This is a genomic window from Paenibacillus foliorum (genome assembly GCF_013141765.1).
GTDB classification, from domain to species: Bacteria; Bacillota; Bacilli; order Paenibacillales; family NBRC-103111; genus Paenibacillus_S; species Paenibacillus_S foliorum.
Genome location: NZ_WHOD01000055.1, coordinates 38,089 through 59,987, shown reverse-complemented (window position 1 = coordinate 59,987; position 21,899 = coordinate 38,089). Strand labels below are relative to the sequence as shown.

18 protein-coding genes and 1 other annotated feature are annotated in these 21,899 nt (G+C 44.1%); of the genes, 2 read left to right on the top strand and 16 right to left on the bottom strand.

The annotated features are described in order from the left end of the window. Positions 1–39: 39 nt before the first annotated feature. The 7 genes from GC093_RS13475 to GC093_RS13445 form a co-directional block, all read right to left on the bottom strand. Positions 40–819: a metal-dependent hydrolase gene (locus tag GC093_RS13475; protein ID WP_171652394.1), complete on the bottom strand. Its 780-nt coding sequence runs from the start codon at positions 817–819 to the stop codon at positions 40–42. Between the two features lie 237 nt (positions 820–1,056). Then, positions 1,057–2,832, bottom strand: coding sequence for a response regulator transcription factor (locus tag GC093_RS13470; RefSeq protein WP_171652393.1), 1,776 nt, complete (start codon positions 2,830–2,832; stop codon positions 1,057–1,059). Then, entirely contained in the window at positions 2,807–4,720 is a 1,914-nt protein-coding gene (locus GC093_RS13465) for a sensor histidine kinase (RefSeq protein ID WP_216624622.1), read from the bottom strand. Before GC093_RS13465 ends, GC093_RS13470 begins: the two co-directional genes overlap by 26 nt. Then, complete coding sequence (locus tag GC093_RS13460; protein ID WP_171652391.1) at positions 4,606–5,421, bottom strand: carbohydrate ABC transporter permease; 816 nt, start codon at positions 5,419–5,421, stop codon at positions 4,606–4,608. The genes GC093_RS13465 and GC093_RS13460 overlap by 115 nt, the downstream gene beginning before the upstream one ends. Positions 5,422–5,425: 4 nt before the next feature. Further along, positions 5,426–6,304 (bottom strand): carbohydrate ABC transporter permease, encoded by an 879-nt coding sequence (locus GC093_RS13455; RefSeq protein WP_171652390.1) that lies wholly within the window; start codon positions 6,302–6,304, stop codon positions 5,426–5,428. An 83-nt stretch (positions 6,305–6,387) separates the two neighbouring features. Continuing rightward, the gene (locus GC093_RS13450; RefSeq protein ID WP_171652389.1) at positions 6,388–7,725 is read right to left on the bottom strand and encodes an ABC transporter substrate-binding protein; all 1,338 of its coding nucleotides are present in this window, start codon (positions 7,723–7,725) and stop codon (positions 6,388–6,390) included. A gap of 290 nt (positions 7,726–8,015) precedes the next feature. After that, complete coding sequence (locus tag GC093_RS13445) at positions 8,016–8,267, bottom strand: hypothetical protein (protein ID WP_171652388.1); 252 nt, start codon at positions 8,265–8,267, stop codon at positions 8,016–8,018. A gap of 57 nt (positions 8,268–8,324) precedes the next feature. Further along, positions 8,325–8,577 (top strand) — a binding site (T-box leader). Between the two features lie 73 nt (positions 8,578–8,650). Between GC093_RS13445 and GC093_RS13440 the strand changes: the two genes are divergently transcribed. Beyond that, on the top strand, positions 8,651–10,339 hold the full coding sequence (locus GC093_RS13440) for a glutamine--tRNA ligase/YqeY domain fusion protein (RefSeq protein WP_171652387.1): 1,689 nt from the start codon (positions 8,651–8,653) through the stop codon (positions 10,337–10,339). A 242-nt stretch (positions 10,340–10,581) separates the two neighbouring features. Here the strand turns inward: GC093_RS13440 and GC093_RS13435 are convergent, their stop codons facing one another. Together GC093_RS13435 and GC093_RS13430 are read right to left on the bottom strand one after the other, a co-directional pair. Further along, positions 10,582–11,922, bottom strand: a complete 1,341-nt coding sequence (locus GC093_RS13435) for an MFS transporter (RefSeq protein WP_171652386.1) — start codon at positions 11,920–11,922, stop codon at positions 10,582–10,584. 152 nt (positions 11,923–12,074) lie between these two features. Next, positions 12,075–12,467, bottom strand: coding sequence for a hypothetical protein (locus tag GC093_RS13430; RefSeq protein ID WP_171652385.1), 393 nt, complete (start codon positions 12,465–12,467; stop codon positions 12,075–12,077). A gap of 251 nt (positions 12,468–12,718) precedes the next feature. On the opposite strand from GC093_RS13430, the gene udk reads away from it, so the two are divergent. Next, positions 12,719–13,378, top strand: a complete 660-nt coding sequence (gene udk / locus GC093_RS13425) for a uridine kinase (protein WP_171652384.1) — start codon at positions 12,719–12,721, stop codon at positions 13,376–13,378. Here udk and GC093_RS13420 read toward each other — a convergent pair. The 7 genes from GC093_RS13420 to GC093_RS13390 form a co-directional block, all read right to left on the bottom strand. Further along, positions 13,296–13,598, bottom strand: a complete 303-nt coding sequence (locus tag GC093_RS13420; protein ID WP_171652383.1) for a hypothetical protein — start codon at positions 13,596–13,598, stop codon at positions 13,296–13,298. The two genes, udk and GC093_RS13420, sit on opposite strands and share 83 nt — an antisense overlap. Positions 13,599–13,707: 109 nt before the next feature. Beyond that, the gene (locus tag GC093_RS13415) at positions 13,708–16,014 is read right to left on the bottom strand and encodes a thiamine pyrophosphate-dependent enzyme (protein WP_171652382.1); all 2,307 of its coding nucleotides are present in this window, start codon (positions 16,012–16,014) and stop codon (positions 13,708–13,710) included. 47 nt (positions 16,015–16,061) lie between these two features. After that, positions 16,062–17,069, bottom strand: a complete 1,008-nt coding sequence (locus tag GC093_RS13410; RefSeq protein ID WP_171652381.1) for a 2-oxoacid:acceptor oxidoreductase family protein — start codon at positions 17,067–17,069, stop codon at positions 16,062–16,064. 169 nt (positions 17,070–17,238) lie between these two features. After that, complete coding sequence (locus tag GC093_RS13405; protein WP_171652380.1) at positions 17,239–17,799, bottom strand: NUDIX hydrolase; 561 nt, start codon at positions 17,797–17,799, stop codon at positions 17,239–17,241. Positions 17,800–17,947: 148 nt separating this feature from the next. Then, complete coding sequence (locus tag GC093_RS13400) at positions 17,948–18,655, bottom strand: response regulator (RefSeq protein ID WP_171652379.1); 708 nt, start codon at positions 18,653–18,655, stop codon at positions 17,948–17,950. Position 18,656: 1 nt separating this feature from the next. Next, positions 18,657–20,261 (bottom strand): ATP-binding protein, encoded by a 1,605-nt coding sequence (locus tag GC093_RS13395; RefSeq protein WP_171652378.1) that lies wholly within the window; start codon positions 20,259–20,261, stop codon positions 18,657–18,659. 106 nt (positions 20,262–20,367) lie between these two features. Beyond that, a complete protein-coding gene (locus tag GC093_RS13390) occupies positions 20,368–21,894 on the bottom strand; it encodes a tripartite tricarboxylate transporter permease (RefSeq protein WP_171652377.1) in 1,527 nt (508 codons plus the stop codon). Positions 21,895–21,899 lie beyond the last annotated feature (5 nt).

Below are 21,899 nucleotides of genomic sequence, written 5' to 3'. Positions count from 1 at the left end.
TCCATTCATATAGTTAGCTATTGTTACTTGCAATTAGACTTAAATGTTCAACATAGCGCTTACTCTGTTCTTAAAATGTGTAAATAAGCTAAACATAGTTTCTCCCATCGGTTCAATAAAAGCATGCCATATTAAAACAAACGTCAATGTTATGCAAATACTTTCCACGAGAAAACCGCTGAATTTGCCTGTGCTCATTAATGGCAGGCGGAATTTCCATTTGAACGGAGGCAGCGGTTGAATGCCATGCTTAGTCAGCACATCGCACATTAAATGCAGGGTGTAAGCCATTACGCCAGATGTCCAGAGCGGCTCCCCCAGCCTAAGAGATGCGAAATACAGCACAGCTCCCCAGATAATTATCCCATATATGGAATGGGTTAATCCACGGTGCGGAAGTACAGCACACACCATTAGCAGAGCTCCTATCGTTCCCCACCAGGGTCCGGCAGATGCACCGAGATAGAGCATAAGTCCCCCTAGGATAACCATTAGCAGTTGCCGAAACAGCCTTTGGTGGATAAGGCATGCGCCAATCATGAGCATTCCGATTCCATAGCTGAAGGGCACATAAAACGATTTAAAGTAGCAGTATATCATAAATCCAATACCTGCTGCGACTAACGCAAGCTTAATCTTCTTCAGCATCGTCTTCGGCATGGTCTTTTGCATAAGCAAACTATTCGGTTCATCAATATCCGGCAGTAGAGAGCTTACTATAGCAACGAGAGCCGCTGGCAATGTGATATTCTGTCCTATTAAGCTCATTACAGACAACGTTACACCCGAGCCTACAATTAAATGGGTTCTTCCCGTCATGAGCTCGCTTTTCTTCCTTTCGTGAACCTATGATGTTATATAGGGGTTATACACCTAATCATAACATGCTCTTGATAAAAATGCGAACAAGCATTCTATGATTAATAGGACTAGCGAGCTGTATTCTAACTCCCTTATCCGATTTTTTTCCGGGAAATTAATGTCCATGCACAACAAATAAACAGCTCCAGTAAAAATGCATACGGGAACTGTTTATGTTAGTAACTAATCTGCGCATTACAGTGTGGGAGGCAATCCATTAACAAATGGAATCGTAACGGCGTTCTGATCGCGATATTCTTGAGGTGTCATGCCGTAATGCTTTTTGAAAACATGGTTAAATGAATGCGCCCGCTGATAACCGAGCTTTTCTGCGATTTCATATATTTTATCATGGCTGTTTTTAAGTAAATAGGCCGCTTTCTCCATTCGCAAATGGAATACATAGTCGGTAATATTTCGTTTGGTTTCAAGCTTGTATATTTTGGACAAATAGACTGGATGCAAATAGACATGGTCGGCAATTGCCTGCAAAGATACGTCTCCGCTTAGATGAAGCTCTACGAACTGTTGAACTCGATGAACGACAGAAGCGCGGGAGTCCTTTACCTCCTTATCCATATCGGCCTTTAACAGTCCAAGCACACGAAAGCTCCATTCCCTAAGCAAGCCAATAGATCGGAAGGGCACGCCTTCCGTCAGCTTTAAATAATCCTCCCCGATTAAATCTGAAAGCTGGCGACCGTTTTTATGAGTAATATAAGAAAAAGCCGACGATACTGCATAAAACACTTCCAAGACATGCTCTTGGGATTTAGCCCACTCTTCATTTATTTCTTCATAAACGGCTCGCAGCTTATCTTCGACTTCGGCCCATCTCCCTGCCTCCAGCAGCTGGGTTAAGGAAGGCAACTCATAAAGACGCTGCAAAGTCCGGTACGATTCCGCAGCAGGCTCCTCTTGTGTAGTCATAAAGATATCATGCTCGCTGCCAATCCGTTTACGGAACAACGACAAGGCTTGATTGTAGATCGATGAAACATCGCTCGGAAAGGAGCCCCACCCACTGACAAGAACGGATACCTTACCTTTCAAAAAGGTGTTGACCGCCTTTTGCAGCTCGCTTGCTGTACGCTCTAAATGCTGCTGCCGCTCTTCTAGCTCACTTGATGCACATAAGTCGTCTTTAGGCGATGGTTTTCCGTCTTCTTCCAAGTGCATGCTATCTTTATTCATGCCCAATACAGCATCATCGACGCTTTGGATTTCGTTATGCTCAGCACCGGATGCCCCCTTCCACTTCAGCATAAAAACTAAATAGTCGTGGGCGTCCTTACAGTGCCATAGCTCATATTGTGGAGCGAATAGCTCCTCAGCTATGTTACCAACCGCATATTCGAAAAGCGACAAACTATGTGCATCATAGTGTAAGAAATGCTCCTCCATTCGCACCAGCACTAAGGCAATAACACCGTTATTAAAGATCGGAACGTTCAGCTCCTCCATCTTTTGCTGCCAACGTGCTGCCCCATATCTGCGGCCCTGTAACAGCTTGTTCAACAGGTTTCCCTTCAACAGCGGCAGATGCTCTTTAAGCGTATGCTGAATACGCTGATGGGAGAGAATTTCCTGCCATTCGGACTGGATTTGATTCATTACACGCTGCACGGTCTCCTGAACCTGTTCTTCAGATACAGGTTTCAACAAATAATCAACCGTACCATGCTGAATTGCCTCTTGTGCATAGCTAAAATCCGCGTAGCCGGAAAGCAGGATACACTTGGTCTTTTTCCACTTCTCGCGAACTACTGCGATCAATTCCAAACCCGTCATTCCCGGCATTTGGATATCTGTGATCAGAATATCAACGGTTGTTGTACTCAAAATTGTCAATGCCTCATCAGCAGAATATGCTCTGTGAACGGTCTCAATGCCCATGGATGTCCAATCCATCGTGGTTGATAACCGTTCCACCACATGCATTTCATCATCTACGATCAATAGCTGGTACATCAATGGGCTCCTTCCATTTTAAGATAGATTTAAAGCCCCTATTATCATCGACTGTCATTAATTCCAGCCCGGAATCAGGTCCGAAATAATGCCGCAGCCGCTGGTGCACATTCCACACTCCGCAGCCCATTTGCTCACTCATGGGCTCGTCTAACGTTTGCCGAAGCTCATTCATCTGAGCCTCTGTTACCCCAACCCCATTATCTTCTATGACAATGCGATGTTCAGTGCCGTCTGACTCTCCACTAATCCGAATCAAGCCTTTGCCTGCTTTTCGTTCAAGCCCGTGAATAACGGCGTTTTCCACCAACGGCTGCAGAAGCAGTCTGGGGATGGTCATAGAGAGTATGGCTTCAGGTACTTCTATCTCGTAACAGACCCGTTCCATCCGTAAATTTTGTATGGTTAAATAATTAGTAATAAGCTGCAGCTCCTCACGAATGGTTACCAGCTGTTTCTCTACACGGGTCGTGTAACGATAATAATCTCCCAGATTATTAGCCATAGCTACAACAGACTGCTTATCCTCGAGCATGGCCATGTTGCTTATAAAGTATAAGCAGTTATATAAGAAATGAGGGTTTATTTGCGCTTGCAGCTGTTTCAACGTTGCCTCTCGTGAGCGGAGCTGTTCCGCATACACTTTCTCTATTAATTCCTGAATTTCTTCAGCCATCTCGTTGAAGCGGCGGATTAAGAAGTCGAACTCGTTATTCGGCTGATAGTCAATTCGGGCGGAATATATTCCGCTCTTAAGCAGCAGTACCCCCTGCAGCAGCTTAGCAATCGGCTTCTGTACATGACGGTACAGTAAATAGGCCGCTACCATACCGGCAACGAGCAGCAAACTAATGACTACATAAAAGAAATTGCGGCTTTTGGTGATTGGAAGCAGTGTTTGCTCTAGGGGCACATAGTCAACCAAATACCAGCCAAGAGTATTCGATTTAACGAAGTTTATCAAATATTTATTGGAATCCAGTTCTAGAATACGGTTACCAGACTGCGCTTCAATCGTTTGCTTATCCAATTGTTGTGCAACTGTTGCTGCAAGATGTGATGTCACGCTATGATTATAAATACCCGCCATGCCTGGTACATACAAAAAAGGGTCCCCATTGCCTCCCGCTTTAAAATGATCCAGCATCAGCCGGAGATTTTCTGCGGAAAACCGGACCTCATATAAAGCATGGGCTTGCTCTAATCTTGGTGTTGAAGCAGGCTCGCTAATTTGACGGACGAACGAGTCGAATAACGGCTTGCCACGGCCTTGATCATAAGTCCAATCAGACTTGATCGGCTGTTTCATATAATCATCATTGTAAGTTACGAAAATGTTGGATGACAGTACCTGCTTCTCTTCCGCTAAATAAATATTCAATTCATTCGTCCATTCACTGGATGCGCTTTGATATCCGAGTTTCTCAATAACTCTTGATTGTAAAAGGAGTTTATCTAATTGAGTATTGTATTTCTTACCCACATACTCGCGTATGAATGGATCGTGGCCGACAATAACAGGAAACATAGCTAATTGATCGACGGCCGCATCCACTTGTGAAATAAAAAATTGCTGACGATTCAGCAAATTCCCTTGTATCTCGCTTCGCAGCACATTAATACTGACTTGATGAGAATACATGTACACACAGGCAATAGGGAGTAGGAGAAGAAAGATGATCAGCACCATTTTACGAAACGTGTTCCTTTTAGCTGCCACCATAACCGCACCACTCCATTCCTGCTGTAAACGCACAGCCTGCCCTTGCATTATTACCCTTTCACTGCTCCAGCTGCCAATCCGCTTACGATATAACGTTGTGCCAGCAAAGCTATTATAAGTACCGGCAGTGTTATTATGCAAGCCGCGGCCATTAACGCGCCCCAATTGATTTCTGAATACGACATAAAATTAAATACCGCAATTGGTAAAGTTTTGGTCTTGTCTCCCGCCAGAATGATCGAGAACATAAAGTTGTTCCAAGAGAAAATAAACGACAGCAGCGACGACGTGATGATTCCAGGTCCGGAAATCGGCAAAATAATGCGGATAAAAACCTGTGAACGCGTGCAACCGTCAATTAAGCCAGCTTCTTCTATTTCTGTAGGCAATCCTTCAAAGAATGAAATCATGATCCAGATTATAAAAGGCAGCCCCACGAGCATATGGCTCAGAATTAGCGCCAGATAGGTGTCAACGAGCTTTAGATTGGAAAATAAAATGAACCATGGAATCAAGAAGGTTATCCCCGGTACAATTCTCGCAACCAGAATAACTAAACCGAGACCCTGAAGCCTGTACCTTGCAATTGCATAAGCAGCAGGCAAACCCAACAGCAGAGAACCTACTGTAGAACCGACCGCGACGATAAAGCTGTTCACAATAAAACGCATAAACTCATATTGACCAAAGACGTTTACATAGTTTTTCATCGTTGGTGTAAAGAACAGGAACTGTCCTCTTGACATGATCTGCGCCTGTGTTTTGAAGGAAGCTAGAAGCATCCATATGAATGGAAACGCAAATACCAGAATGACGAGCAGTGTCAAAACTGGGAAAACCCACCTAACCGCACTTTTCTTTTTCATAAGGCTACTGTACCTCCATGCGTTTGCGTACATAAATCAGAGCGAGCGTGAGACCCATAACTATAGCAAAGAAAATCACGAGCAATGAAGATGCCATACCGAGTTTGAAATACTGGAAGCCTAGCACATACCCGTACAAATTCAAGGTCTCAGAAGCTAAATTCGGTCCGCCCTGAGTTGTTGCGTAGATGATATCAAATGTTTTTAATACGTCAATCAAACGAAGCATTACGGCTACAATGATCGTTGGTCTTAACAAAGGCAATGTGATGTTAGTGAATTTCTGCCAGGCTGATGCTCCATCCACATCCGCCGCTTCATAAGGATCGCTCGGCAAAGTCGATAAGCCCGCCATAACGATTAAAGCAATCATTGGCGTCCATTCCCAGACGTCAACGATAATTAAAGACGGAATAACTTGATTAGGCGATGCAAGCCATAATAAGGGTTCGAGACCCATGGTCTTCAACAACGTATTAGCTATACCAATAGTCGGTTCATAGATTAGCATCCATACAAGTCCCATTGCTACAGGTGTCGCCACCATGGGAAGCAGGAAGATCGTTTTCACAATGTTTTTTCCACGAAACTCACGATACAACAGCATAGCTATTGCAATAGCAAGTATTGTCTCCAATACGAGAGCAACAATGGTAAAATAAAATGTATTGAACACTGAGTCCCAGAAGCGCCCTTCACTTAATAAAGCTGTGTAGTTGCTCCATCCTACCCATTTCGGAGGCGTCGTTGCTGACATGCTCCATTCATAAAAGCTAATTCTAAATGTATAGATGATGGGAAATACCATCATGATCAAGACAAATAACAGCGCCGGCATCGTATAGATCCATTTGATGTTGCGGTCAAACCAGCTATGATTCATTTCCTTGGCCTACCTTTCTCTTTTGCAAATCAGTCACTAGATTGAAAAAGGATCGGCTTGAGCACCGATCCTTCTCTTCACCCTTACTTACCTTTTTCTTTATCCATGATCACTTGAAGCTCTGAATTCGCCTTATCAGCAGCTGCTTTAATATCGCCTCCGGTCATGCCTTGCAAGACGATAGCTCCTACCGCATCACGTGCTTCACCTACACCGATCAATACCGGACGGTCATGATCCACTCCGCCTTTGGATGATTCTTTAATTACTTGTACCATTTCTGCCGGGAAACCAGATGTTCCTTCAGCATTATCCCACACGGAAGCGCGCGCACCAGGATTACCAAGCTTTTGAGTCTTCAGAACAACGTCTTTACTTGTTGCCCATTTAATGAATTCCCAAGATGCATCTTTGTTGGCTGTTTTGGAGTTCATAGCAAGGCCCCATGAAGTGATGTTGTACGGCTTCGACCCTGCTTTCCCAGCTGGGAATAAAGCAAAGCCTACATTATCAGCAACTGTCGATTTTTCCTTGTCGGTTACGTTCTTATAAAGTGAATTGGCATCCGTTAGAAACGCTACCTTGCCTTGAGCAAATATACCGAAAGCTTGCGGCCACGACATATTCAATACTCCCGGTGGAGCATAATCTTTAAGTAAAGAGCTGTATGTTGTGAAAGCTTTGATAGCTTCTGGCGTATTAACCGTCGCTTTGTCTCCACTAGTAAAGTCGCCGCCTTCAGAGAACAAGAACGAGGATACTTGTGTTACTAGCGGTGAACGCTGTCCACGAGCAACAAATCCGTACATTTCATTTTTGGGATCATGCAGCTTTTTAACAGCTGCTGTTAGCTCGTCCAATGTTTTAGGTACTGCAATCCCAGCTTTTTGCAATAAATCCTTGCGATAATACAAGATCTCTTGCTCCGTAATAATTGGGATTCCAGCAAGTTTGCCGTCTACTGTTGTGGAACCGATTGCTGATTTAGAGAAGTCATTGAAATCATAGCTTGCATCCTTTTGAGGATACTCATCCAGCGGTGCTACCCAGCCGTTCTTGAAGAAGAGCTTGCCTTCTTGGAGCGGACGATACATAAATACATCCGGTGTCGCTGAGCTTGAAGTGAACTGAACCGTTAGCTTTTGCGTCAGCTGATCCTCGAAGAAGCTTTGCATTTCTACCTTCATACCAGTCTTGGCTTCAAACTCAGGAATCAAAGGTTTGATTGCTTCTCCCCAAGGATGATTGGCCGTTACTACTGTTAATTTCTTACCATCGAAGGGTTTGGCTGCCGCGCCTCCTGCTGCATTACCAGGTTCTGGAGCCTTGGGTGTTGCACTGCTTCCGCAGCCAGCCAGCATACTTGTTGCAAGAACGGTTGCTACTCCAGCAGTCAACCAGCGTTTTTTGTTTAGTATCATTTGTAAGACCCTCCTATTTAGTTGCTTGCGATCGTCTTCTCGATCTGTATGTATAGCTTAATCGATTTTAAAGTCCCCCGAAATAACGCAAATTAAACATGTATAACGAGAACACAATGGATTTATTTTTAAAATATTCTGAGAGTTTATGTAAAAGTTGCGCTAACGTTTATCGAATTTCTTCATAGGGGGTTGCTTATGATTAAATGGTCAAAAATATCGTCCATCCTGGGGATAACCGCAGGCATTATTTCAATGATACTTTGGTGCATATTCAGTTTTGTTAACCCTTATTCCAATCGCTTTGAACCGGATGCGGCCCTTATAACATTCATAATGTTGTGTCTCCCAGCTTGTTTAGCGATCCTTTCTGCGATTCTCCAGCAGAGAGCATTAATGATAGTTTCGTTTATCTGGTCAATACCAGTAAGTCTGTATTTTACCCTTACACCCGGAATATTTGCTCTTTTTGGCGTAAACTCTCTTGCGTATTTAATCACTTTTCTTCTAATGCGAGCTAACAAATAGCTTACTTGCTTCATTCATCACATCACCACAGTTTACAAAAAAGAGAATGATTTGTTATAATTGGGAAATATTCAAACGCAATGATGAGAAGAGTAGGGAAAAACGTTCTTGCACAGAGAGCTCCGGTAGCTGAAAAGGAGCAAAGAGTTTCCTCCCGAACCAAGTCTCTGAGCAGCATGCAGGAACCTCCTTGGGGATTGCGTGACGGGAGCTCCCGTTACAGAGCTAGAGTATAAGCATTGCCTGCAATGCCGTACTTGAAGAGGTTAATATGGCGACATATTAATGAATCTGGGGTGGTACCGCGAAAATTTCGTCCCCAAGACTTGAGGTCTTGGAGGTGAGGTTTTTTTTGTGCTGATTTACCACTTATCACGTTCATTAGGAGGAGTCGACATTGGATTATGAGAAGGAGCATCCAACCGAAAACTTTTTATGTAGGCTTATCTGTGAGGAGCTTGAGGCTAGACCTTTCGGCAGGGACATGTGCACGCGATTTCCACCCGAGCCCAATGGCTATCTTCATATAGGGAGCGCCTACGCCATACACACGAATTATACAATTGCTCAAAGGTTTAATGGCACATTTCATTTACGCTTTGACGATACGAATCCCCTTAAGGAGGATATCGAGTATGTAAATGCGATTATTGAAGATATCAAGTGGCTCGGGTATGATCCGGGAAAACATATCTACTACGGCTCGGATTACTCTGAAGAAATATATAACGCAGCCGTCAAATTGATCAAGCATGGAAAAGCCTATGTGTGTGATTTGGCACCAGAGGAAATAACCGAGCATCGAGGGACTTTGGCTGAACCGGGCAGAAACAGCCCTTATAGAAACCGATCTGTCGAGGAAAATCTGGAGCTTTTTGCAAAAATGAAAAATGGCGTCTATCCTGCCCTCTCAAAGGTTGTTCGCGCCAAAATCGATATGAGCTCGCCCAATTTAAACCTGCGTGATCCTGTCATTTATCGAATTATCCACGCTGAGCATTATAGAACGGGAAATGACTGGTGCGTCTATCCCCTGTACGACTTTGCTCATCCTATTCAAGATGCGATAGAGGACATCACCTATTCTTTATGTTCAATTGAATTCAAAGACCACCGCCCCTTATACGACTGGGTATTAAAGGAGCTTGGGTTCTCTGAGCCGCCGCGGCAAAGAGAGTTTGGTCGGTTGAGCTTAACAGGAGTTGTTACAAGCAAACGGTTTTTGAGACAGCTGGCAGAAGGGGGTTACGTAGACGGCTGGGATGACCCCAGGCTTCCTACACTCAGTGGCTTAAGAAGAAGAGGCTTCACGCCAGAAAGCATACGACGCTTTATCGAGGAGATTGGCAGTATCCGAACCCAAAGCACGGTAGATATCTCGTTACTGGACCATTCCCTTAGACAGGATCTAAAAGCAACAACAATTTGCGTCATGGCTGTTCTACATCCCTTGAAGGTTATCATTACCAACTACCCGGATGTTGACTTTGAGGCGCTAGAGATTGAAAACAACAGCGAAAACGAGGCGTTAGGGAAAAGAAAAGTTAATTTCTCCAAAACTATTTATATCGAGCGGGACGATTTTATGGAATTGCCTACTAAAGGCTTTCACCGACTGAGCCTGAATGCCGAGGTAAGGCTGAAGGGTGCGTATTTCATCAAGTGCGAGGAAGTGATCAAAGACCCGGAAACAGGTGAAATTACGGAGCTTCGCTGCACGTATGATGTGCTCACAAAGAGCGGTAGCGGATTTACGGGTCGTAAAGTGAAAGGGACGATTCATTGGGTCTCTGCGGAACACGCGGTAAAAGCTGACGTTCATCTATATGAGAAGCTGCTGCTGGAGGAGGAGGATATTCCGATTCCGAAGGACGACATCCAGAATTGGACGGATAGGATCAACCCGAAATCGATGGTTATCGTAAAGGACGTTTTGTTGGAGCCTTTTGTCGAAGATTCGCGTATGGCGCAAAAATTCCAATTTTTCCGCCATGGCTACTTTTGCGTAGATACGAAGTTCACTACCGATGATAGGCTCGTTTTTAATCGCATCGTGCCGTTGAAAGATACTTGGAACAAAAAATGAGCCCCTGCTCTATGCAGAACCTATAATTATAGTTTCACTTCAAAATAAAGAAGCTCTCCAGTCTTGGAGAACTCGTTTTATTTTTATCCATACGTTTGCGGGTGGTGTCAGCTAAGCTGGAACTACCCTTTTTTACCAATCGGAACTACCGTTAGTGATATATTCATCTTATAGTCCATGCTCATCTCTCCTCTATATACAATGAAAGACAGCCGAGGCTGCCCTTCATTTCACCGAACTTATTAAACTTTACGAATCATAAAAGAAGAAGCAAAAGCCAACAAGCAGCCGATAAAACCATACAGAAATAAATGTTCAAAGCCTGCATAGAAGCTGCTTGTTTTAGCTAGAATGGCTCCCATAACCGTGACCCCAATAGCCGTTCCAATGTTTGAAGAAAACAACTGAATCGAAGTCGCAACCCCTTTTTGATGAGGCTCGACAAGCTGCTGGGAACCAATTGTAGAAACCGTAAAGATTAAACCGAAGGCTAGACCTTGTATTACCATCGCCAGGAATGCAAACCAGAAGCCTGAACCCTGTTTTAACATAAGCAGAAACAATCCTGACGCCACTAAGAGGATATTCCCTGAAATAATTAATTTCGAATAGCCATAACACATAATCCATTTGCCTGCCGGCACCGATACGGCCATCCACCCGAATGACATTCCAAGCAACGCAACCCCGCTAATAAACAAGGAATACCCTTCCTCTTGTAAAAACAACGGTAAAAAACTGGATGTTCCAAACAAGGAGACACAAGCCAGGAAAGTATTCACCTTCATCCACGCAAATGGCTTATTGCGGAATAAAGTTAGCGGGACAATCGGTGATACATGGTTTTTCTCATATAAGTAAAACCCGAACATTACGGCGACTCCGGCTATACCATAGGAATAAGTGTATTGCTCGACTATCGTTGTAAGCAGCAATAAGCTGACCCCTACCGCGAAAATTAAAGCTCCGAAAACATCCACCTTGGATTTCTTTGGTTCATACACCTCTTTATAAGCAGATAATAAAACGAATGAAACTAGACATATCGGAATGTTAATAAAAAAGATCCAACGCCAATTCGCATACTCAACGAAAAAAGCGCCCAGCATAGGTGCCAATATGGCCGATAATCCCCACATAGCTGTAAAAAGCGCTTGAATCTTGCCTCTCTTCTCCACTGCAAACAAATCACCTGCAATAATGGAAGGGAATGGCATCATCACTCCTGCCCCAATACCTTGAACTGCACGATAAATAACTAACTGCACCATGGAATTAGCGAAGCCGCACAAGATTGACCCAAGTAAAAACAAAATGATTCCCGCACCGAAAATAGTCTTTCTGCCATACAAGTCCGATATTCTACCTGCCACAGGTGCAATGACCGTGGACATGATCATGTATGAGGCGAAGCTCCACGCATACAAGTTAAAATTGCCTAACTCCTTGGCGATAACTGGCATCGTTGTATTAGCTATTGTTGTATCCATCGATGCCACCAGCATAGCCAGTACTATACTGATCATTACCGGCAGCTTACTTTTGGCCGCCACGCGAACTGCTGTTGATGCTTCAACTGCCATTGTAAAATCCTCACCCCTTCTTTGCCATTTCGATTCCTGACATTTACACGCAATAGATCCAGATTATCATAAATCCAGCAAAATGTGCACAAAAAAAAACGTCTGCCCTAAGAAGGAAACAAACGCTTTTAGTACCTTTGGAGTACTATTATTTAGATAACCGCACTTAACCCGCCGTATTTGGAGATCGCCATTAGCAGCTCATTATGGATGGGCAATATAAACTGGGCTGCCCCCATAGTGAATATTCCGCTGCGGTTATGAAGGACAGCGCTACGAACATAGATACGGTAATGTGGACTTCCGGAGGACATTTTAATGACTTCTTCGCCGGAAGAGCGGCGGTTGTGAAAGGTGATCGCTTTAATACTACTGTTGTCAGACGGGACAATACTAATGATATCCTCCAGCTTGATATGATAATTGGCATGGGGCTTTTGATAAATTAATTCCTTAGTAGATACGGTGATACCGAAGTCTCCCTTCTTATGAGAAAGCTTCAGCTCTCCTTGAAACGTCTTAATAGCAATAAAATTTTCATTCATGTTCTATTACCTCCTGAGAGTTTCGTTGTAGCGAAACTAACCTCGTAAGCATTGAATAAGCTTTCCATAGAAGGCTGGCTTCGTAAGCATAAAGCTTGCAGGATGGGGGGTGCTTGTTCAAGAGCATACCATAAACCCTACCTATCCGCCACATTTCCATTCTTCCATTCTAGAGTTCCCACAGCGATTATGCTACAATACTGGAATTGAAGCTTAATAGCAGCTTTCAGCAGGAGGTCCTAATAACAATTATGCTTATTATCGGTATAGCAGGAGGAACCGGATCCGGTAAAACAACCGTAGCTCGGTCCATCATTGAAAAGCTTGGAAATGAACAAATAACTTTTATTTCACAGGACAATTATTATAAAGACCATGCCGATATGGAGTTTAACCAACGTGAGAAGATCAATTATGATCACCCTTTAGCCTTTGACAATGATTTGCTGCTGCAGCAATTAAATGAATTAAAGCAGATGACCACTACTCTATCTCCTACATACGATTTCTCTACTCATTCACGTTCTACCCGTACCCTAGAGCTTCTTCCTAATCCAATCATAATTTTGGAAGGTCTGCACGTTTTATCTGATGAGCCAATTCGAAATATGTTGGATATTAAGGTGTTTGTTGACACGGACCCCGATGTACGAATTTTACGCCGCGTGCTGCGTGACATTCAAGAAAGAGGCCGTTCGGTTCAATCGGTATATGAGCAATATATGTCAACTGTAAAACCGATGCACGAAGCCTTTATTGAGCCTTCCAAAAAATATGCCGACATCATCATCCCCGAAGGCGGACATAATGAAGTCGGCATTAACCTGCTCACGATTCTGACAGAGAAGCATTTACTCGAATCGAACGACTTGCTTCATCCCAGTACAACGACATCCGCGGATCGTTCTTAAGCTTAACGTTACACATTTTGAGTTGATTTTCCGTAAGCTCCAGAAGCTCCCATTGCTTAATGTCTTCAATGGATTGGGACTCTAGAAACGGAAGCATACCTTCTGACGCATCATCCTCGTAATCCCAATATTTAGTACCATAATAAGCGAGCTTATATCCATTAACCATTGTGCAGGTATAAAGCTGGTTCGACTCCTTATTCTTTAATACGAAAGGCAATTGCTTTTCCTCCACTTCCTATAAAAAGGTGAAAAGGTACCATCTCCATCGGAGATGGTACCTTTGTTTCTATTGTAATCAATGATGCTGCTATGCATTTGACCAAATTTTATAGAAACTCATTAACGTGCTTGGCTTTCAGCATGTTCCAGCGGCGTTCTACTTCCGTTTCGAACATTTTGTAAGTCTCCTCATGTTCCGGTTTGGTCATATGCTTAGTTTTGCCCATCGTTACAAGCCAATCGGAGAGAGGAACCTTCTTGCTCTTTTCTTCCGGATTGTACGTTATGTTCGTTACTCCGTGCTCGACTTCATACAGCGGGAAGAAACAGGAGTCGACTGCTGCCCCTACGATATTGGAGCCCTGCTCATCCTCAGATAACCAGTTCAATGGACATGCGATGAGAATTTTCCCAAACACAAGGCCTTCGTTCTGAGCATAATATTGGGCTTTGGCAGCCTTACGAACCAGATCCTGCGGGAACGCTTCAGAGCCTGTAAATACGTAAGGAATATGAGTAGCAGCCATAATTTGCGCTGTGTCCTTATGATGGAACACTTTCCCCCCTTGCTTAGAGCCAACATTAGAGGTAGACGTTCTATGTCCCATCGGAGTTGAGTAAGATAACTGGGCGCCAGTGTTCATGTAACCCTCATTATCGTATTCCAAAATAATCATTTTATGATTACGAAGTGCCGCACCGATCGCCGGCCCCATACCGATATCCATTCCACCGTCACCTGTAATCATGACGAATGTAAAGTCATCCTTAAGATTCAAGGAATCCAGCTCGCCTCTGCGCTTACGCTCCCAGAACATTTCTACAACGCCTGATAATGTTGCTGCACCGTTCTGGAACAGATTGTGGATGTAAGTTGCTTTATGAGCCGAATATGGATAGCCGGTAGTTACAACCATCGCACATCCCGTATGGAACAAGGCAACGATATCGCCTTCAATTCCTTTGAAGAACAGCTCCAGTCCAGAGAAAATACCGCAGCCTGGACATGCTCCGTGTCCCGGTGCAATCCTCTTAGGCTTTTTCGTTAAAGCCCGCAGCGGCGGAACGCGAACGTTCAGCTTACCTGTTTCTTCATCCTTCTTAACGGTGATCAAACCTGTATTCAAATCTTCATATTTCATCGGATTCAGTACACGCTTAGGCTTCTTCTCTGGATCGCCAGGCGTGTGTCCGTAATAATCAAAGGGTACTTCTACTTTTCCCTTTTCAACGGCATCAATTGCAAATTGGAACATCTGGTGACCGTCTTCATTGTAGAAGTCTTTACCGCCAAGTCCATAAATACGACTTATTACCATCGTAGTATGGTTGCCTAATGTGAATAAAGCGGCCTTGATCTCATTAACCATATTACCGCCGTGCCCACCGTAAGAGTCTGCACGATCACAAACCGTAACTGCTTTAATGTTTTTCAAAGCTTCAGCAATCGCTTTTTGTGGGAAAGGACGAATCATATTCGGTGCAATCGACCCTGCTTTGATCCCCTTCTCCCGAAGCTGATCAACAACGTCCTTAATAATCTCTGAAGCAGAGTTCATCAAGAATACAGCAACCTCAGCGTCTTCCATTCTGTATTGATCCAGAATTGGGTAATCGCGGCCAGTTAATTCCGCATACTCCTTACGAATCCGATCGTATACATGCTCTGCATTGTACATCGCCATAGATTGTTGATAACAATTGTTGATGTAATCAGGCTCGTTCATGTAAGGACCCACAGTGATCGGATTGTTTCGATCTAACGTATCGGGGAAGCCCATTGGCGGCTGTGCGCCAACAAAGGCCTGCACATCCTCTCGCTTTGCAAACGTTTGCACTCGACGCTTCTGATGTGACGTGAAGTAACCATCTGAAGCAACCAGTACAGGCAGTCTAACCTCAGGATCTTCAGCCAGCTTAAGCGCCAAAATATTCATATCATACACGGCTTGTGGATCACGGCACATTAAAATCGGCCAACCGGTATTCAAAGCATAGTACAAGTCGGAATGATCACCGTGAATGTCTAAGGGTCCTGATACTGAGCGGCATACCAGATTCATTACCATAGGAAAACGGGTACCGGATTGTACAGGCATTTGCTCCAACATGTACAAGTAACCATTTGCACTAGTTGCATTGAAAACTCGTCCGCCTGCTGTCGAGGCTCCATAACATACGCCTGCAGAGCCATGCTCTCCGTCTGCTGGAATCAACTTGATGTCATGCTGTCCATTAGCTTTCATCAAATCGAGGAATTGTGCGACCTCTGTCGATGGCGAAATCGGGAAATACCCCATTATATGATAATTAATTTGGTGCGCTGCATATGCAGCCATCTCATTACCGGATTCATAAACAATACGTTGCTCCACCGTACCTTGTGAAATCTCTTTATTAATCTCGATTGCCAACTGGAATTCCACCTTTCAGTTTGCTTTTCTTGAGAATTCTGGGCTTCCTACTTTGCGGCTAAGTCGAATCTGTGCGGCACGCGATGTTCATCTGCGTAACCATCTGGTTCTCTTAAACTAGAGAGTGCTTCCGTTGGGCAGGCCTGCACGCACTTGAGACAGCCTTTACAATATTGATAATCGATTCCTTGCAGAAACATTTGCGGACGGCCTTTCTTGTCTGCTTGCTCGTCCCATACGAAGCAGAAGTCAGGACAGACGTTATCACAGGCTGCGCAATGGATACATTTGTCATCCTCGAATTTAGGCATCATCCCTGCTCTTGAGATGCTCAAATCCTTCAGAATACTGTTTCCAGGGTTAACGATTACACCACCCATAGGTTGAGTTGCAAACCCAAGCACGGGCGTATCTTGACGAACGAAGGCTGGCATTTCTTGACCTTCCGGAAGTACAAAGGTTTGAAAGTTAACTTCGTTGTAACCCCTTTCAAAGGTGTTTAATGCAGGCTGTACAGCTTGAGGATACTTTTTCTCCAACGATTTACGAATAACATTCTTCATAATCTCAGGGTCTAGGAATGGACAGAGACGGAACAGAGCGCCCAACATAGCCATGTTAACACGGTTCTTCTCTTCCAGTGAGATTCCAATAGCATCGATAACGGCGATCGTTCCGCCCTTCATCTTAAGCTTCTCCTTCAATTCCTCTGGAGATTTAGTGGAATTGACCAGCACCAGACTATCCTCATAAATTCCACTGACCACATTGACGGTTTTGGATAAAGACTCGTGAAATATACCAACGACATGTGGTCTTTCAACAGGCGATGTATCGCGAATGTTTGTGTTAATATCACAAAAACGGATATGAGCCTTAACGGCTGAGCCCTTCTTCTCGGAACCATATGACGAAAAGCTGACTCCATTTAACCCGGCACCTACAACGCCGGCCTCTGCCAGCATTTTACCGGCTAGATTGGCTCCAAGACCCCCTATGGATTCCAGTCGAATTTCAAAAAAACCGAGCTCATTCTTTTTCGGTAATGTAACCATTGCACAACTCCTTTCGAGAATAGACTGCTGCGAGTAATTGGCGTTCATTTGAAGAAGCCGGTCGTCCTTATGCGGACAACCTAAGCTCAAACAAATAAGAAATTCACCAAATGTATTATTATATTCTGAATTGAGCGACAAATTCCTCTATAGTAAAAATATTTTTTTCTTAAGGAATCCGGAAAAATCCATTTCCAGGTGAAGGTACTATCGGCTCACGATCCGCCAACAACCCATCGCTTTGACCATTTAATGCGATATCTACAAGCCATTGAGTGAAGTTCGCCACTTTCATCGATTGCATTTCTTCTAGTGAGAAGAAGCCCGCTTCATCGACTTCGTAGCCGTCAGGTGTTGGCTCCCCACCCACATATTGCATTTCAAATGCAATGTAAACATTGTGAATAGCGCGGGGTTGATCACGAACAGCCACGATTCCCTTAACTGTGGCATGTACCCCAGCCTCTTCAAGAACTTCACGGACAATGGTCTCTTCTATCGGCTCCAATTGCTCAATATACCCGCCTGGATTAGTCCAATTCCCCTTACCCGGCTCTTGCGCACGTCTCACTAGCAGAACCTTATCATCTTTAACAACAAGAGCACCTACACCGATACTGTAATTGCCCCAATGAACCGAAGTACAATTTGTGCATGCGCGCCGTTCGACGCCGTCCATACTGCGTGTTTCCATCGAATGACCGCAGGACGAACAAAAGTTTACCGACATCTGTCCATTCATCCCTCTCAAGTATTTTATGTTAGCAACTAACAAGTGCTATTTCCAATGATATCCTGTTTGAATCGATCTTTCTAGTACTTTCTTTATCTGTCGAACCAAAAAAAATGCTCCCGGCCATAGAAGGCTAGAAGCATAGCTACATTTTTCTATATACACGCTCTGGACGACCGACATCTCCATAAGACAAATCAGCGTGAAGCTTGCCTTGCGACACTAGATGCTCCAAGTAACGTCTCGCCGTTGAACGACTTACTCCAATCAGCCCAGCAGCCTGCTCTGCGGTTAAGGGGTTTATAATGTTATTCATTGCTTGTATTACTTTATCAAGTGTCAGTTTATCAATCCCTTTGGGCAAATAAGGGTTCGTGGCTTCCTTCTTGCTTGTTCCTTGAAGAAGCAGATCAACCTCGTCCTGATTAACTTGACCTTGTCCCGTATGCAGCCTCTCCAGTGTCCTATGGTATTCCTGGAAACGAAGCAACGTCTCTTGCAAACGATTAAATAACAGCGGCTTCATAATAAAATCGAACACACCCCCGCGAATTGCAGCCCTTACAGCGTCCACTTCCTTCGCGGCAGTAATCATAATCACATCAGGCTGACGATCAAGCTGCCTTATAAGCTGGAGCAGCTCCAGACCATTAGCATCGGGAAAATAAATATCAAGCAGCACCAAATCCGATTCAAGCACTTCGAGAAGTGTTATCGCCTGGGGCCTATCTGTTGCTATTCCAACAACCGTGAAACCTGGAACCTTTTCAACAAATCGGCGGTTTATTTCAGCGATTCGTTCATCATCCTCTATAATTAACACTCGGATCAGCGTATTCATCTCTTTGGTCATCTCATGCATCCTCTTTCGGATCTTTAGACATTTTTGGTAACACCACCGTAAAAACAGTTCCGCCATGTTCACTTGGATGATGAGTTATATAGCCTCCAAGCTTATCAACGGCATGTCGGACAAGTGCCAATCCGATCCCGCGCCGCTCGCCTTTTTTACTTGAGTATCCTTTTTCATAAATACGGGATGCCACCTCTTCGGAAATTCCGCAGCCATTATCCTCACACTCTATAATCAAATCATTCCCTGCGTCAGTTAAAAACAGCTTAACCTTCTTCTCCACAGCTTGCTCGCATTCAATTACGGCTTCCATCGCGTTATCAGTCAAATTCCCGATAATAGTTACAAGCATATCACGATTTAAAGTAGCCGGAACATCTTGAAACGTACTTTCACTGTCGATTTCCAAAATTACCTTTAACTCCTGTGCTCGGTTGTATTTCCCTATTAATAATCCCCCGATAACGGGATCAGGAATTTCACGCATAATGAATTGGATTAAATTTTGATGCACATCCGATTCACGTGTAATCATTTCAATTGCTTCTTGGTATGATTCCAATTGAATTAACCCTGAAATTACATAGAGCTTATTAGAATATTCATGTGTTTGAGCTCGCAGCCCTTCGGCAAACCTTGTGACCTGGGACAACTCTTCTGCAAGCCGGTACAGCTCTGATTTACTTCTAAAGCTGGAAACAGCTCCTATAACCTGTTTATGCTCATCCATAATTGGGACTCGGTTAGCAATAACTTCATGCTCTCCAAAGATCATCTCATGATCAAATTGGGAATTCCCTGTTAGTATCACCTCATGAAGACGAGTCGTCGGCACAACTTCATCAATTAAGCGGCCCGTAATATCTGTATCTTCAGGCAATCCCAGCATGCGCAGGGTTTGCTTATTGGCCATTGTAATAGAACCTTGACTGTTAATTGCGAGAATGCCCTCACGGATCGATTCAAGTATAGCTTGTTTTTCCATATACAGCATCCCGATTTGTTCAGGCTCCAATCCATGAATGGAACGGCGAACGCCTCTTGAAATCATAATTGCACCGCCGCTGCCAATAATTAATGCAGCTATGGAGATCAGCATGACCTCCTCTTCATAATTATCATCCAGCTTCTCAATCTCGTTCATTAAGTATCCAACGGACACGATACCTATTACCTCGTCATTATTCCCCCGAATAGGCGCTTTTCCACGGAGTGACAAACCTAAGGAGCCAATCGCCTCGGATACGATCGATTGTCCCTCTAGCACCGGGCCATTATCGCCCCCTACCATTTCCTTTCCAATTCGGTCCGTTATAGGGTGGGAATATCGAATTCCTTCACGATTGCCAACGACAATATATTCTGCACCAGTTTTCACCCTTACGGTTTCTGCCAAAGGCTGAATGACTTTGGAAGGATCAGAATCCAAGAATGCTTTACTTACCTCAGGCATAGCGGCAAAAGCTTCCGCAACGGCTAAAGCTCGTATACCGGTCTGCTCCTCCAGCGCATTCACGAGCATATATTGAAACACAGCCCACAGTAAGGAGATCACTAGAAACAGCAAAGAACAGATGATCAGAATTAATTTCGTTTGCAAACGCACCGAATATCCCCCCACTTAGATGTTGGTAACATTGTAGCAGAACCCCTAGAACAAGAAAACACCCGTCCCCCCTAGAACATAACGGAGACGGGATTGGAAGAAATAATCAGGCTTCCTCATTAATCAATACTTTTTTCCCTTTCATTTTCAGTATTAATGGAATAGCCAGCCACAGAAGTCCAATAATCAAGAAAATTACGGATATCGGCTTTTGCAGGAAAATCATAAAATCGCCGTTAGATATAGTAAGCGCTCTTCTCATGTTGTTCTCCATCATCGGACCTAGAATAAGTCCCAGAACTAAAGGAGCTAACGGAAAATCGTTTTTAGACAGGAAATAGCCTACAACTCCGCATCCCATAATCATCATCAGATCGAAGGTAGAGTACTGAACCGCATAAACGCCGAATACTGAGAAAACAATAATTAATGGCAGTAAATATTTAGCTGGTGTCTCAATTACTTTCGCAAATACTCTAACCATAGGCATGTTCAGGACAAGCAGCATCAGGTTTCCAACAAACATACTGGCGATTACCCCCCATGCTAATTGCGGGTGATCCTGAAATAACAATGGACCTGGTTGAATATTGTACATAATGAAAGCACCCATCATAATGGCTGTTGTTCCTGATGACGGAATACCGAGTGTCAGAAGCGGGATCATCGCTGAGCCTGCCGCCGCGTTATTTGCTGATTCCGGAGCAGCTACGCCCTCAATAGCTCCTTTACCAAACTTTCCAGGGTTTTTGCTGATTTTTTTCTCAACAATATAGGAGAAGAAGGATGCCAATATAGCACCTGCACCCGGCAAAAGACCGATACAGAACCCGAGCAAGGAGCCTCTTGTTATCGGACCAGCACTATCCTTCAAGTCCTGCTTTGTTGGCATGACCCGGGTAATTTTAGCAACTTCCTCGCCATTTTCATCTTTTTCTAAAATCGTTTTGAACACTTCGCCCAGAGCAAACATCCCAACGGCTACAGTTAAAAATTCCAACCCTTGAAATAATTCTGGAATATCATAAGTAAAACGTGCTGCGCCCGAAACATTATCAATCCCGATCGTTGCCAGCAACAGCCCGAATGCCGTCATCATCAGTGCTTTGGTCATTGACTTGCCAGCCAAACCGCTAATAGCTAACAATCCTAGCAGCATCAAGGAGAAATATTCGGCTGGCCCAAACTTGATTGCAATGGCTGATAAAGGATTAGCAAGAAAAATAAGCCCGATCATAGCCACAATCCCTGCTACGAATGACCCGATTGCAGAGATTGCCAGTGCAGCGCCTGCTCTGCCCTGCTTAGCCATTTGATAACCGTCTAGTGTTGTCACGACTGAAGAGGATTCCCCAGGAGTATTTAAAAGGATCGAAGTCGTTGATCCCCCGTACATCGCACCGTAATAGACACCGGCCAATAAAATAATCGAACTGGTGGCCGATTCCTCCGGACTTAAGCCAGACGTCATCGTTGCAGTGATTGGGATCAGAAGTGCTACCCCACTCATTGGACCGATACCAGGCAGAACCCCTACAACGGTTCCGATTAGAACGCCGAAAAAGACGAACAACAAGTTGTGCCATTGCATCGCTGTGCCTAATCCATGTAACAAATAATCAATAGTACTCATGTTTA

Excerpts from the sequence above, each read along its gene's own strand:
- GC093_RS13455 (WP_171652390.1), bottom strand. The coding sequence starts at position 6,304 with ATGAATCATAGCTGGTTTGACCGCAACATCAAATGGATCTATACGATG.
- GC093_RS13475 (WP_171652394.1), bottom strand. The coding sequence starts at position 819 with ATGACGGGAAGAACCCATTTAATTGTAGGCTCGGGTGTAACGTTGTCT.
- GC093_RS13400 (WP_171652379.1), bottom strand. The coding sequence starts at position 18,655 with ATGACCAAAGAGATGAATACGCTGATCCGAGTGTTAATTATAGAGGAT.
- GC093_RS13450 (WP_171652389.1), bottom strand. The coding sequence starts at position 7,725 with ATGATACTAAACAAAAAACGCTGGTTGACTGCTGGAGTAGCAACCGTT.
- udk (WP_171652384.1), top strand. The coding sequence starts at position 12,719 with ATGCTTATTATCGGTATAGCAGGAGGAACCGGATCCGGTAAAACAACC.
- GC093_RS13470 (WP_171652393.1), bottom strand. The coding sequence starts at position 2,832 with ATGTACCAGCTATTGATCGTAGATGATGAAATGCATGTGGTGGAACGG.
- GC093_RS13410 (WP_171652381.1), bottom strand. The coding sequence starts at position 17,069 with ATGGTTACATTACCGAAAAAGAATGAGCTCGGTTTTTTTGAAATTCGA.
- GC093_RS13460 (WP_171652391.1), bottom strand. The coding sequence starts at position 5,421 with ATGAAAAAGAAAAGTGCGGTTAGGTGGGTTTTCCCAGTTTTGACACTG.
- GC093_RS13405 (WP_171652380.1), bottom strand. The coding sequence starts at position 17,799 with ATGTCGGTAAACTTTTGTTCGTCCTGCGGTCATTCGATGGAAACACGC.
- GC093_RS13445 (WP_171652388.1), bottom strand. The coding sequence starts at position 8,267 with ATGAAGCAAGTAAGCTATTTGTTAGCTCGCATTAGAAGAAAAGTGATT.
- GC093_RS13435 (WP_171652386.1), bottom strand. The coding sequence starts at position 11,922 with ATGGCAGTTGAAGCATCAACAGCAGTTCGCGTGGCGGCCAAAAGTAAG.
- GC093_RS13430 (WP_171652385.1), bottom strand. The coding sequence starts at position 12,467 with ATGAATGAAAATTTTATTGCTATTAAGACGTTTCAAGGAGAGCTGAAG.
- GC093_RS13390 (WP_171652377.1), bottom strand. The coding sequence starts at position 21,894 with ATGAGTACTATTGATTATTTGTTACATGGATTAGGCACAGCGATGCAA.